Below are 14059 nucleotides of genomic sequence, written 5' to 3'. Positions count from 1 at the left end.
GTGGAATAACTATCAAGCTGTAAGCCAGAGGTCCTAGGTTCTAGGTCCTAGGGGGATCGGATTACGGAATACAGAGGTTAAGTCTTCCTTACGTATTCTGTAAGCGAAGCGCTCCGTGTTCAGTAATCAGTTTTCTCTCCCTAGGTCAAAGTCAAAGCCGAGAAACGAAAAAGAATTTTTAAAAGTTGAGTAAGTACTATGTCGAATGTTGAATTTAACCCTGTTGACCATCCACACCGTCGTTACAACCCGCTCACTGGTCAATGGATTTTAGTGTCCCCTCATCGTGCCAAGCGTCCTTGGAGTGGTGCGGATGAAAAGCCATCCATTGCTGAGTTACCAGCATACGACGAGAAGTGTTTTCTGTGCCCGACCAATGAGCGCATCTCCGGAGATGTGAACCCGGATTATGAAGGAACCTATGTGTTCAATAATGATTTTGCTGCGCTGATGGTGGACTCGCCTGATGCGCCTGAATCAGACAATCCGCTGTTCAAAAGCCAAGGTGTGCGTGGTTTGAGTCGAGTGATCTGTTTTTCTCCCGATCACAGCAAAACATTGCCTGAACTGCCCGTTGATAAGATTCGTGGGGTGATTGATACCTGGAACGATCAAATTGAAGAGCTGGGTAAAGATTACGTTTGGGTTCAAGCGTTTGAGAATAAAGGCGAGGCGATGGGATGTTCACAGCCTCACCCACACGGTCAGATTTGGGCGAATAGTTTCTTACCCAATGAAATTGAGCGCAAAGAGCACAACCTGAAAGCTTACTACCAAGAAAACGGCAGCAACTTGTTGGTGGATTATGTGCAAGCAGAGCTTAAAGATGGTTCGCGCATCGTGGTCGAAACTGAACATTGGGTTGCTGTTGTGCCGTACTGGGCGGCGTGGCCATTCGAAACCATGTTGTTGCCAAAAACGCATATTCGCCGCATGAGCGAGTTAACGGATGTGCAGCGTGATGACCTCGCGGTTGCCATCAAAAAGCTCACCAGCCGTTATGACAATCTATTCCAGTGCTCTTTCCCTTACTCGATGGGCTGGCACTACGCACCGTTTTTTGAAGAGGGTACAGATATCGACCATTGGCAACTTCACGCCCTGTTCTACCCACCACTCCTACGCAGCGCCACCGTTCGTAAGTTTATGGTTGGCTACGAGATGCTAGCGGAAAGCCAGCGTGATCTCACTGCAGAACAAGCCGCACAACGCCTGCGTGATTTGAGTGAGGTGCATTATAAGGAAAAAACAAGGTCCTAGGGGAAAAACAAGGTCCTAGGGAGAAAAGAGAGGTTCTAGGTCCTAGGAAAAGACTACGGATTGCAGATTACAGAATACAGAGGTTCAGCCTTCCTCCGTATTCCGTAAGCGAAGCGCTCCGTATTCAGTATTCTGTTTTCCTTCCCTAGGACCTAGAACCTAGGATCCTAGGACCTCAAAAATCCTAGGACCTTTGTTTTCCCTAGGACCTCAAAATCGTTTTCCCTAGGACCTTAACCTCATATATTTTTAAAAATAAAAAAAACGAGATTTTACTATGTCTGATTTAATACAAAATGTGAAAACATCCTTTAACACCGTATTGGGCTATGCGCCGACGCATATTATTCAAGCGCCTGGTCGTGTCAATCTGATTGGGGAACACACAGACTACAATGACGGGTTTGTATTGCCATGTGCGATCAACTATCAAACGGTTGTGGCTGCGGCGAAGCGTGACGACAACATCGTACGAGTGGTGTCGGTGGACTACCAAGATGCCGAGGATGAATTTGATATCACTCAGGAAATCACCTTTCAACAAGACAAAATGTGGGCGAACTACATTCGTGGTGTGGTGAAGTGCTTGCTGGCGCGTGGCTATCAGTTGAGTGGTGCGGATATTTCGGTGAGTGGTAACGTGCCTCAAGGGGCTGGGTTGAGTTCTTCTGCGGCGCTTGAAGTGGTTATCGGTCAGACATTTAAAGTGCTGTTTAATCTAGAAATTAGTCAGGCTGAAATCGCTCTCAATGGTCAGCAAGCGGAAAACGAATTTGTTGGCTGTAACTGCGGCATTATGGATCAAATGATTTCGGCACAAGGGCAAGAAAATCATGCGATGCTTTTGGACTGCCGTAGTCTAGAAACTCAAGCGGTTTCCATGCCAGAAGATATGGCTGTCGTTATCATCAACTCGAATAAGAAGCGTGGGTTGGTCGACAGTGAATACAATACCCGTCGTGAACAGTGTGAAGAAGCCGCGCGCTTTTTTGGTGTCAAAGCATTGCGTGATGTGACGATCGAGCAGTTTAATCAAAAAGCAGCAGGCATGGATGAAATGGTGGCTAAGCGCGCTCGCCATGTCATCACAGAAAATGATCGTACTGTTAAAGCAGCAGAGGCGTTGCGTTCACACGATATGAAACGTATGGGCGAATTGATGGCTGAGTCACACGCCTCTATGCGTGATGATTTTGAAATCACCGTTAAAGAGATAGATACGTTGGTTAATATGGTCAAAGATGTGATCGGTGAGCAAGGCGGTGTGCGCATGACTGGCGGTGGTTTTGGTGGCTGTATTGTGGCGCTTGTGCCACCAGTGCTTGTGGATCAAGTTAAAGAAGCGGTAGAAACCAACTACCAAGCGGCCACAGGCTTGAAAGAATCCATTTATGTTTGCCAAGCTAAAGAAGGCGCAGGCCTGGTTGAAGTATTGTGAGTGAGCTCAATATAGTGTTGAGTTTAGGGGGTTGCTATCAGCATCAGGCTGTATAAGTTTGAGTTTTAGATAGCGTTTGGGTGGGTAATATTCCCACCATTTTTTTATTACTAGCTATGCGTTACCACCCAGCCTTCAGGCGCGAGCTCAACGCTTTTCTACCGAATGTCTTCTCACCAACGTTGGGCTAAAAACAACGGTTTCGTCTTCGCCTGGTTCATCGCGCGATAATGCCAGCGCTAAGCGAGCGGCTCGTTCAGCCATCATCTCGATGGGGTAACGAATGGTGGTTAGGCTAGGGTGAACAAAGCGAGCAATTAAGCCGTCGTCAAAGCCAATCATCGAGATTTTTTCAGGGACTTGAAGGCCATTTTGATCCAGCGTGATGAGCGCACCAGCTGCCATATAGTCGTTATAGGCCACGACGCCTGTGATATCTAATGATTTCGTCAACAGGTTGGTCATGGCGGCTTCGCCACCATCACTGTTTGGCTCACCATATTCGATGTAGCTTTTCGAAAGCACAATACCATTATCTTTGAGCGCGGCTTGATAGCCGTGTATGCGCTGATCGGTATCTTCAATGTCGTGTGAAGAAGCAATATAAGCGATTTTGCTGTGTCCATGACGAATTAAATAGTCTGTGGCGAGATACGACCCTTTGTAGTTATCAAGTGAGATACAGCGATCGGCCAGCTCTGGTATGTGCCGGTTGATCAATACCATGCCTTTCACTTCTTTGGCGTAGCCAATCAATTCTTCATCAGATAAGCCTTTCGCATGGATGACTAGCGCGTCACATCGGCTATTTATCAGTAACTCTAACGCTTGACGTTCATCATTGGGGTTGTGGTAGCCATTACCAATCAAGATGTGCTTGCCGTTTTCACGTGCGACGGTATCAACGGATTTGATCAGCGTGCCAAAGAATGGATCAGAGACATCACCCACCAACACGCCCATGGTGTTGGTGCTTTGGCTGACAAGGGCACGAGCGGCGGCATTCGGACGATAACCGAGCTTACTCATTGCTAAAGTGACCGCATCAATCGAAGACTGGCTTGCTTTAGGGGATTTGTTGATCACCCGAGAAACGGTGGCGACGGACACGCCGGCTTCTTTTGCCACATCTTTAATGGTTGCCATCGTGAACCTTCACTGACTAATAAATCGAATATGCGGTATTAAACACCCAATGTGTAACAAGTGCAATTTTCTATTATCAGGAACGAGAGCTGTATAGCTTACTCTCTGTAATTTAAAAGGTTGTTATTGTGTAAACGTTACCCTTAGCGATGTTGAGCGATTAAGTTATCAATTAACTCATAATGATGCTCTTCGACCCCTGCAAGGTTGCCGTATTTAGGCTGGTGACGATCGTTTTCTTTCGCATGTTGCCAGCCAACTGTGTGGTGAACAAAGTGCTCAGCAAAGGAGTGAGAGACTTCTAAACACCCTGCTAGTACGGTATCGACATAGCTTTGCATGATTGGGCTCTTTGAGCATGGCGGCAATGGCTCATCTTTAACATACACCCAGATATCGTGATCACGGTTAAACGACGTCTCGGCTTCTATCTGATGAGCTTGAACCGGAATTCGGTGGTAGCCGCGCTCTCGGCGATCAAATTCTGCTAATGCTGATTCATCGACCTCCAGCAACACGCCATTGACCTGTCCTTCACCTTGATTAACTACGAGGGGGGATAGGGTATAGCTGTCATCGATTTTTCCCCAGTAACGGACTAAGCCATGAACGATCACGGGAATGGCTTCGCCTGTTTGACCGGTTAACTTTCGTGACGCAGCATTGATTAAGCTGCCATAACCAAAGATATACATCTGACTTTTCCTTTGCTTTATTTGTTTTGTATTCGCTCACTTCTTTTATACCTAACCCCGCTCTTAAGCACAAACTTTACCCCTAAAGAGGAGTCTTAGTTTTTAACATGTATTTTTTATACATGTTTATGGTAACATTCATCGTGTAGTTGAGTTCATCAGGGTAAAGCAACGCTTGAGGGCAACATAATGCTGAACATTACCGATAAAAAAGTGGAAGAAAAGATCCCCGCATGGCTGCGTTTAGGTTTTAGGCCGTTTTTTCTGTTTGGTTCCATCTATGCGATCATAGCGGTAGCTTTGTGGGTGTGGATGTTTCAAGCTGGTCAGCCGGATGCACTTGCTGTACCTGCATTGTGGTGGCATGTGCACGAAATGTTGTTTGGTTTTTCAATGGCGATTGTTGCTGGCTTTGTGCTTACTGCGGTGCAAAACTGGACGGGCATCAATGGCACCAAGCATTACACACTGTTGGCGATTTTTGCGTTATGGTTAGCGCCAAGGTTGTTACTGTGGACGTCTACTCCGTTATGGGTTACCAGCATTATTGAGTCGCTATTCTTACTTTTTGTCGCGTATGAGGTTGGTATTCGGGTCTACCGCTCGAAAGGGTGGCGCAATCTCTTCTTTGTTCCGCTATTTTTTCTCGCTATTTTCGCGAATTTTGCCAGTTACGCAACGATAAAGGGTATGCCGCCATTTTCATCTTCGGCTGTGTGGCAAGCGATGCTGTGGTGGTTTACTTTACTGCTTTCCGTCATGGGTGGGCGAGTCATCCCATTTTTTACCGCGCGTCGGTTTGATTTCGAAAAAGCTCAACCAATGTTGTGGCTTGATTGGTTAGCGAACTTGCCGTTGTTGATGTTGTTTATCCTGAGCTTTTTCCCGGTCACCTTTGTTGAGCTTGGCAACCCATTGATGCTATTTGCAGGGTTAGCACAGTTGGTGCGCTTTCTGCGTTGGAAACCATGGCGAACACTCAGTGAACCTTTGGTTTGGTCCCTGCATGCGGCTTACCTGTGCTTACCATTAAGCTTAATCTTGCGAGGCGTGTGGAGTAATGCCTTCGCGAGCCATAACCTGATTCACCTGTTTGCCATTGGTGCATTGGGTGGGTTGATTTTGGCAATGATTGCTCGAGTGACGATGGGGCATACTGGGCGAATGATTTATAAAGGCCCGAACATGAGTATTGCGTTCGCAGCGGTGATTCTGGCTGCCATCGTACGCAGCTTCGCGGTGATCTTGGATCCTGCCAATATGATGCTGTGGATTGATATTAGCGGTGGGTTATGGATAGTCGCGTTTGGTCTGTTTGTGTGGCGTTTTGGCGTGATGCTTATTACCCCTCGAGTTGATGGTCATCCCGGCTGACGCAATTTTTAGAGAAAGAGGAGCTGAGTGCTCCTCTTTTCGTTTTCATGCAATTTAGGCTTCATTCATCACTTTTGGCGGTAAAGCCTAAGCGTTTAAACAGCATCCATTCAAGAGCAAAAATCACGACCAGCGCGACACAGAACCAGGTAAAGGCTTGTGAAGAGTCCACACCAGGCATGCCGCCTATGTTAATGCCCAGTAAACCCGTTAAGAAGCTGGTGGGCAAGAATATGGTGGCAACTAGAGTGAACAAGTAGCTGTTTTTATTGGTTTTCTCGTCTCGGTAGTGTTTGATTTCTTCTTGAAAAAGAGCAACTTCACCGAGGTAGAACTCCAACGTTTCATTGATTCGAGTAATGTTGTTGTGGGCGAATCGATATTGATGCGGTCTGGAAACAACCAAACTTGAATCCGACTCGATCAAGTCACGAATCGCGTATTGCTGAGGGCGGATAAAACGTTTGATTGCAATCAATGCCTTCTGAGCTGCGATGTGTCTGTGTGTCGATTCATCATGGACATCGAAATGATTTAAGGTGTCTTCAATGGTATCTAGGTAGGTGTCGATTTTACCATTTAGCCCTTCAATAATTTGATTGAGAAGGCTCGCTAAACTTTTTGGCCCTTTTTGTTCCGCCAGTGCCTGTCTAATCTCCATAATTGCCCGCGACGGAATCTTGCGTGTTGAAATCAATGCGCCTTGAAAATAGAGAATACGAACACTCAACATATCTTCAGGTGAGGCGTTATCGTTCATATTGATGCCACGCAGAATCAACATAAAGTTATCGTCATCCAAAGGGTGAAAAGAGGGGCGACTTTCATCGGCGAGTAGGTGTTCTACCGTTGCTCGAGGGACTTGGTTTTTCTCCAACCAAGTGCGAATATCAGGATGCTGTCTTTCACAGTGATACCAATGGTTCGCTTGTATCTTCTCGGGTGGACGGTCTGGTGTTGATTCGTTTGCGGTGGCAACTTGGGTAGAAAAATCCCAATGATCAATCATAAAACCCATCTATTTATCCTTGTCGTGAGCCTATCTTTATTTGAACGATGAATATCAATGTCAATATCTACGAAAAGTCGATGGAGAGCAAACGAAAAAAGCCTGCACGTGGCAGGCTATACGGAGAAAGAATGAAAGACTAACTGACTTGCGATAGGCTTATGACTTTCTGTTGCAATTTTTCTTTTAAGTAGGCTGACAGTGATTGTTTTTCGTCATCACTCATGTAAAGGCCAAGCTTGGTGCGGCGCCAAAGAATGTCTTCATCTGTCATGGCCATTTCATGGTTCATCAAGTAATCCACTTCTCGTTGATAAACGCCGCCTGCTTGCGCAGAGAATTCATGACCTAGGTCAGCTTCACACGTGGCGTCTTCCATCAATGCCCACGTTTGTGTCCCAAACTGAGTGACATAGCGTAGGATCAACGCTTCTGGTGCCCAAGCGTATCTAGTATGAATTTGCTTCGCTAATTGCTCTCGACTACAGCTGAAGTTTCCGCCGGGTAACGCTTGATTTGCTGTCCAGTTACCCCCCATGTTTGGCAGAAACGGTTCAAGCTTTTTCATTGCAGCTTCACCCAGTTTACGATAGGTCGTTAACTTACCCCCAAAGATAGACAGCAGTGGCGCTTGGTCGAATTCTGCGTCCAATTCCAGAGTATAGTCCCGGGTGATCGCTTGAGGTGAGTCAGATTCATCATCACACAGTGGACGCACGCCGCTGTATGTCCACACGACATCTTCTGGCGTTAACTGATGGACAAAGTGTTGGTTAACGATATCGATAAGGTAATCCACTTCATCTTCAGAAATTTCGACGTTACGTGGATCACCGTGATATTCGAGATCCGTTGTACCAATGATTGAGAATTGATCTAAATAGGGGATCATAAACACAATACGGTTGTCTTTGTTTTGCAGAATGTAGGCCTGTGGCTCGTTGTGAATACGAGGAACAACAATATGTGAACCTTTGATAAGACGGATGTTGCGCGGAGACACTTGTTCCAGTCCATCATCAAAAAACTGTTTTACCCAAGGCCCAGCAGCGTTAACCAGCGTTTTTGCTCTGCGCTCGAAACGTTGATCCGTCATCATATCGTGGATGGTGACGTGCCAAATACCGCACTCGCGATGCGCTTTTTCGACTCGGCAGTAGTTACGAACTTCAGCTTGATTTTCGCGAGCGGAAAGCACATTGAGTAACACCAAACGCGCATCATCTACCCAGCAGTCAGAGTATTCAAATCCGGTTTTTATCTCTGGTTTTAACAGGCCAGACTTCGCTAGGTTGACGGTTTTACTCGCTGGCAGTGTCGTACGTTTACCTAAGTTATCGTAAAGGAACAAGCCGCAACGGATCATCCAAGCTGGGCGTAAAAAAGGGCGATGAGGTAAACGGAAACGCATTGGCAACGCGACATGAGGGGCTTTACGAAGAATGACTTCGCGTTCCGCGAGCGCTTCCGAAACTAAACGAAACTCATAGTGTTCAAGGTAGCGCAGTCCACCATGAATCAATTTAGAGCTTGCTGACGAAGTCGCGGAGGCGAAATCATTGGCTTCATACAAGCCAACACTCAAACCTCTGCCAGCAGCATCTGCCGCGATGCCAGCACCATTAATGCCGCCACCGATTACGATTAAGTCTAATGGAGTGGATGAGTCAGTGGTGGAAGCATTTTTTTGTATACTCATAAATTTGACCTCTTTGTGAGCGAACGAGCATTTTGGAACATGGTGTAATCGTATCCTAGGTTTCGTTTGTGGTCATTATTTATTTTCGTTTTTGAGCGTTTTGTGTGATTTGTGCATAAAAAAACCTCTGTCTAATTAAGGCAGAGGTCATTTAAAGGTTCAAGTTTACGTGATTTATTTATTCTATTTCGTCATCAATCGCGGTGTTGGCCTGTACGACTTCTAAAGGGATGGCGGCTTCTTTTAGGATCGCCAAAATTTCTTCGGGTGGTTGTTGGTTGGTAAATATCATGTTTAATTGTGCGATGTTGCCCAGCTTGACCATTGCATTGCGACCAAACTTAGTATGGTCAACAGCAAGAAATACACTGCGACTATTGTCGATAATGGCCTGCTTTACTCGCACTTCGTGGTAATCGAAATCCAATAGAGAACCGTCGAAATCAATCCCACTGATACCCAGAATGCCAAAATCGAGGCGGAACTGCTTTACAAAATCTAGGGTCGCTTCACCAACGATGCCACCATCACGGTTACGAACTTCGCCACCTGCCAATATCACTTTAATTTCTGGATTTGGGAAAAGGATCGTCGCGACATTGATGTTATTGGTTACAACGCGCAACTGCTTGTGATGTTTATTCAGTGCTCGTGCTACAGCTTCTGGTGTCGTACCAATGTCGATAAATAGTGTGGCACCATCTGGTATATGCTTAACGACCTCTTCGGCAATGACATCTTTTTCATTAAAATTCAGTGCTTTTCGTGTGTTATAAGAGGTGTTTTCAGAACTAAGAGGTATGGTCGCACCACCATGATAGCGACGAATTCTGTTGTCGTCTGCGAGTTCATTGAGGTCGCGTCGTATGGTCTGTGGGCTGACATTGAACCGTTCTACCAATTCCTCGGTGCTGACATAGCCTTGTTTTTTCACCAAATCGACAATTTGTTGGTGTCTAGGTATTTGCTTCACTTGCCACTCCATAATGCATTGAGCACGTCCAATGCTTCATCTTCGAAATGTTTTTCTCAAATTCATCGAACAATTTGAGGCTATTTGAGGATATTGTGCTCGAATTTGCGCGTTGTGAGAAGCGAAGGCATCAAGGAATTGGCGGTTTTATGCAAAAAAAGAGCGCTCGAACAGCGCTCTTTTTTTCGTTTTGTGATGGTTAATCGTCTTCGTCGTGAAGCGAGGACCAAGTTTGCGCACACTTCACCGCTCGTTTCCAGCCTTTATAGCGACGGTTACGTTTCTCTTCATCTTCATGAGGCTCGAACGTACGATCGAGAATGGCTTTATCTTGTAGTTCATCAAGGCTACCCCAGTACCCCACAGCGAGTCCCGCTAGATATGCCGCGCCAAGGGCGGTGACTTCCGTCACTTGAGGGCGGTGAACTTCTGTGTTGAGTACGTCTGATTGGAACTGCATCAGGAAGTTATTCGCGACAGCACCACCGTCAACTCGGAGGTTAGCCAGTTTTATGCCGGAGTCCGCTTGCATTGCGTCCAGTACATCACGCGTTTGGTAAGCAATGCCTTCTAAAGTTGCTCGAATAATATGGTTTGAGTTGACGCCCCTTGTTAAGCCAACGATCGTGCCTCGAGCGTACGCATCCCAATATGGCGCGCCAAGGCCCGTGAATGCTGGTACGACGTACACACCATTTGATGTATCTACTTTCGTGGCGAAGTATTCTGAATCTTCAGCACCATTAAGGATCTTAAGTTCATCGCGCAGCCACTGAATTGACGCCCCTCCCATAAAGACTGCACCTTCCAGTGCGTACGCTGGCTCCCCGGTTGGGCCACATGCTAGTGTCGTCAATAGGCCATGGGTTGAGGTGACTTTCTCTTTCCCGGTGTTCATCAATAAGAAGCAACCCGTGCCGTAGGTGTTTTTTGCCTGACCTGCTTCTACACACATTTGTCCGTACAGTGCTGCTTGTTGGTCACCTGCAATACCAGCAATAGGGATACGAGTTCCCCCTTTACCACCGATGTTGGTTTTACCATAGACTTCCGATGAGCGTTTTACTTCGGGCATCATTGATGCAGGAATACCCAGTTCATCCAGCAGTTTCGCATCCCAGCATAAATCGTTGATATTAAATAGCATGGTTCGAGAAGCATTGGTGTAGTCTGTCACATGTACACGACCTTGAGTCATTTTCCATACTAGCCAAGTATCGACAGTACCAAACAAGAGTTTGCCAGCTTCAGCATCTTCACGCGCGCCTTCGACATTATCAAGAATCCACTTCACTTTCGTGCCAGAAAAATATGGGTCAAGCACTAAGCCTGTGTTATCACGCACATAGTCTTCTAACCCGCGATGTTTGAGATCTTCACAGATTTCTGCGGTACGGCGACATTGCCAGACAATGGCGTTGTAAACGGGTTTGCCAGTCTCTTTGTTCCAGACAATGGTTGTTTCACGCTGGTTGGTGATACCAATAGCGGCTAGTTGGTCACTACGGATGCCTGACTTCGCTAATGCTTCCACTAAGGTTGAACTCTGTGTTGCCCAGATTTCCATTGGATCATGTTCGACCCAACCTGCTTGAGGATAAATCTGAGTAAATTCGCGTTGAGCAACGCTGACAATATTGGCGTCATGATCAAGAATTACTGCGCGAGAGCTGGTGGTGCCTTGGTCTAGGGCAACGATGTATTTTTGCTCAGTCATGGTAAGAATCCTTTTTGTTTCGTTATTTATATTTTAGTCAGTGGTTAAGCTCGCGCTTGTTCAGTTTCTTCTGCATCGCATTGATTTGGTATGGTACAGCCCTGGCCTTGTTTTGGAAGGTAAGCTGCAATCGCTTTCGGGTAGAGCCAGCCACCAAAGCAAGCGCCTGCAATTGGACCAAGAATTGGAACAATAAAGTATGGAATCTCTTTCGCACCAGTCAGGGCGTAATCCCAGCCCGCGAAGTAAGCGAACAGTTTAGGTCCAAAGTCACGCGCAGGGTTCATAGCAAAGCCAGTCAATGGACCAAGTGAGCCACCTATCACAGCAATAAGAATACCAATTAAGAGAGGGTTCATCGCCCCTCGAGACGCGCCGTTACTTTCATCACCCAGCGCAAGAATGGCAAACATTAAAACGGCAGTAATCACAAATTCAACAGCAAACGCACCCATAAAAGAAAGCGAAGCGTGTGGATAGGTAGAAAAAATCCCTGCGGTTGCTAAGGCCTCTTGGCTACTACGAACGAAATTGTGTGCGATTTCATAATCAGTAAAGAGGTTGGCGTACAAGCTGTAGACCAAAGCGGCAGAGCAAAATGCACCGAGTAGTTGAGCTGCGATATATGGCACGACTTTCGCCTTATCAAAGCCATGGAACAGCGCAAGTGCAATGGTTACGGCTGGATTGATGTGAGCACCAGAAACGCCAGCTGTACAGTAAATAGCAATGCTGACCCCGAAGCCCCATACGATGCTAATTTCCCATTGTCCAAATGATGCTCCGGTTAATACGAGAGCAGCTACGCAGCCAACACCGAAGAAGATAAGCAGTCCGGTACCGATAAATTCCGCCAAACATTCTCCGAGCAGGGAAGGGTGTTTGTTGATTGTCATGTTAAGAGTCCTTTAGTTATTTTTGCTTATTTAGCAGGGTAGTATTTTGCACATTTATTCGGTTTCGAAAATAAACGAGCATTATAAATGAGCGTTAGAGCATAAAAATGTTAAGGAAACTCTTATTTTTTGTTAAATGGCGCATGTTTTGATCATGAAAGAAATATTATAACCTTGCTTGTTAAACATGGATGATCATGTTGTGGTTTAAGTTACCGAGGTAAAAAATAATACGCAACTGGTAAGAGGAGTTTTGTGATGCTAGAGTGTAAAAGGTGGTTTGTTGTTCAGTTTTGGTATGAAAAATAAACCTAAATAATTAAAAAATATAAGTTTTTACTGGTTTCTGTATGTGTCTGGACAGCGTGAGCTCAGGTTAAGTACAAACGGCTGTTCATTGACCTATCGTGAGTGCTAACGTCTTATAGAGGTCTCATTCTGTCTTTTTAATGAAAACTTATATGAGCATTTTTGAGCTTTTTTCTTCGTTTTTAATTTGAGTTGTGATGTTGAAAGTAACCAATGTCGTTCGTGATTTATGGTATTCGTTAATTTATATGTAACATTGTTAACGTTAAATTACTCTCAGATATTGCTTTATTACGGATTGCTGGCTATCGATTGTGCTTGGGCACGTTTTGGTCGGACGAGCATGAACGTTAAAAAGCGCGCAAAGAAAATGCTAGCGTCATGTATCTTTAAACAAGCAGTGGCATGCTGCTTTTCGCTTTTCTAAAGGGAATAACAATGAAAACAACGTCTATATGTCTTACTTTTTTGGCGATCGGCTTATCTGTGGGGGCGATTGCGAAGCCTGTCGTGATTGCTCACCGTGGTGCGTCTGGTTATTTGCCGGAACACACCTTGGAAGCAAAAGCACTTGCTTATGCAATGAAACCCGATTATATCGAACAAGATGTGGTTATGACCAAAGATGATAAGTTGGTGGTTTTGCATGATCACTATCTGGATCGAGTCACGGATGTTGCGGAGCGATATCCCGATCGTGCACGTAAAGATGGACGCTACTACGCGATTGACTTTACGTTGGCTGAAATCAAATCGCTGCGAGTCACGGAAGGGTTTAATCTCGACGACAATGGGAAAAAAGTGGCGGGTTACCCAACTCGATTCCCGATGTGGCAGTCGGATTTTACAGTCCCTACCTTTGCTGAAGAGATTGAGCTGATTCAAGGCCTGAATAAGACATTGGGTTACGACATCGGTATTTATCCAGAAATCAAAGCCCCTTGGTTCCACCGCCATGAAGGCAAAGATATTTCCAAAGCGGTTCTTAAAGTCTTAAAGCAATATGGTTACGACACCCAAGATGACAAAGTCTACCTGCAGTGCTTTGATGCCAATGAACTGCAACGTATTAATAGCGAATTGATGCCAGCAATGGATATGGATTTAAAACTGGTTCAATTAATGGCTTATACGGATTGGAATGAAACCATGGTTTATCAAGGCGATACCGCAACACCATATAGCTATGACTGGATGTTTGAAGCGGGTGGCATGAAAAAAGTTGCTGATTATGCACAAGGGATTGGTCCATGGAAGCCGATGCTGGTGGATGACAAGTCGACCAAAGATAACATCATCATTAAGCCTCTCATGAAAGCGGCAAAAGACGCTGGTTTACAGGTTCATCCTTATACGTTCCGAGCCGATCCAGGCCGTATTCCTGCTTACACGGATAGCTTCGAAGGTATGATGGATATCTTCTACAATCAAGTCAAAGTCGATGGTTTGTTTACCGACTTCCCTGACAAAGCGGTCAGTTTCTTGAATCATACTAACCGTAGTAACTAAGTGATTTTGCAAAGTTAGAGAAACAAAAATCCCC

11 protein-coding genes are annotated in these 14059 nt (G+C 45.6%); 4 read left to right on the top strand and 7 right to left on the bottom strand.

Features of this window, described 5'->3' with window-relative positions:
• Nucleotides 1–198: 198 nt before the first annotated feature.
• Together ONE56_RS10075 and galK are read left to right on the top strand one after the other, a co-directional pair.
• Complete coding sequence (locus ONE56_RS10075) at nt 199–1260, top strand: UDP-glucose--hexose-1-phosphate uridylyltransferase (RefSeq protein ID WP_423839791.1); 1062 nt, start codon at nt 199–201, stop codon at nt 1258–1260.
• A 277-nt stretch (nt 1261–1537) separates the two neighbouring features.
• The gene (gene galK, locus ONE56_RS10070; protein WP_423839790.1) at nt 1538–2698 is read left to right on the top strand and encodes a galactokinase; all 1161 of its coding nucleotides are present in this window, start codon (nt 1538–1540) and stop codon (nt 2696–2698) included.
• A gap of 147 nt (nt 2699–2845) precedes the next feature.
• Here galK and ONE56_RS10065 read toward each other — a convergent pair whose 3' ends face one another.
• A complete protein-coding gene (locus ONE56_RS10065; protein WP_423839789.1) occupies nt 2846–3844 on the bottom strand; it encodes a substrate-binding domain-containing protein in 999 nt (332 codons plus the stop codon).
• A 143-nt stretch (nt 3845–3987) separates the two neighbouring features.
• Complete coding sequence (locus tag ONE56_RS10060) at nt 3988–4539, bottom strand: gamma-glutamylcyclotransferase family protein (RefSeq protein ID WP_041156111.1); 552 nt, start codon at nt 4537–4539, stop codon at nt 3988–3990.
• A 189-nt stretch (nt 4540–4728) separates the two neighbouring features.
• Here ONE56_RS10060 and ONE56_RS10055 point away from each other — a divergent pair, with 189 nt between their 5' ends.
• Nucleotides 4729–5913 carry an NnrS family protein gene (locus tag ONE56_RS10055; RefSeq protein WP_041156110.1) on the top strand — a complete coding sequence of 395 codons (1185 nt, stop codon included), beginning with the start codon at nt 4729–4731 and terminating at the stop codon, nt 5911–5913.
• A 61-nt stretch (nt 5914–5974) separates the two neighbouring features.
• Here ONE56_RS10055 and ONE56_RS10050 read toward each other — a convergent pair whose 3' ends face one another.
• The 5 genes from ONE56_RS10050 to ONE56_RS10030 form a co-directional block, all read right to left on the bottom strand.
• Nucleotides 5975–6931 (bottom strand): CorA family divalent cation transporter, encoded by a 957-nt coding sequence (locus ONE56_RS10050; protein ID WP_423839788.1) that lies wholly within the window; start codon nt 6929–6931, stop codon nt 5975–5977.
• A 130-nt stretch (nt 6932–7061) separates the two neighbouring features.
• Nucleotides 7062–8621, bottom strand: coding sequence for a glycerol-3-phosphate dehydrogenase (glpD, locus tag ONE56_RS10045; RefSeq protein WP_423839787.1), 1560 nt, complete (start codon nt 8619–8621; stop codon nt 7062–7064).
• Between the two features lie 178 nt (nt 8622–8799).
• Nucleotides 8800–9594 carry a DeoR/GlpR family transcriptional regulator gene (locus tag ONE56_RS10040; RefSeq protein WP_415679248.1) on the bottom strand — a complete coding sequence of 265 codons (795 nt, stop codon included), beginning with the start codon at nt 9592–9594 and terminating at the stop codon, nt 8800–8802.
• A gap of 199 nt (nt 9595–9793) precedes the next feature.
• On the bottom strand, nt 9794–11311 hold the full coding sequence (gene glpK / locus ONE56_RS10035; RefSeq protein WP_041156107.1) for a glycerol kinase GlpK: 1518 nt from the start codon (nt 11309–11311) through the stop codon (nt 9794–9796).
• Nucleotides 11312–11355: 44 nt separating this feature from the next.
• Nucleotides 11356–12207 (bottom strand): MIP/aquaporin family protein, encoded by an 852-nt coding sequence (locus ONE56_RS10030; RefSeq protein WP_423839786.1) that lies wholly within the window; start codon nt 12205–12207, stop codon nt 11356–11358.
• A 747-nt stretch (nt 12208–12954) separates the two neighbouring features.
• Here ONE56_RS10030 and glpQ point away from each other — a divergent pair.
• Nucleotides 12955–14025 carry a glycerophosphodiester phosphodiesterase gene (gene glpQ, locus ONE56_RS10025; RefSeq protein WP_423839785.1) on the top strand — a complete coding sequence of 357 codons (1071 nt, stop codon included), beginning with the start codon at nt 12955–12957 and terminating at the stop codon, nt 14023–14025.
• The last annotated feature ends 34 nt before the right edge of the window (nt 14026–14059 follow it).

Source organism: Vibrio mytili (genome assembly GCF_049563345.1).
GTDB classification, from domain to species: domain Bacteria; phylum Pseudomonadota; class Gammaproteobacteria; order Enterobacterales; family Vibrionaceae; genus Vibrio; species Vibrio mytili.
The sequence above is the reverse complement of the archived record's forward strand: the minus strand, read 5'-3'. Positions and strand labels throughout refer to the sequence as shown.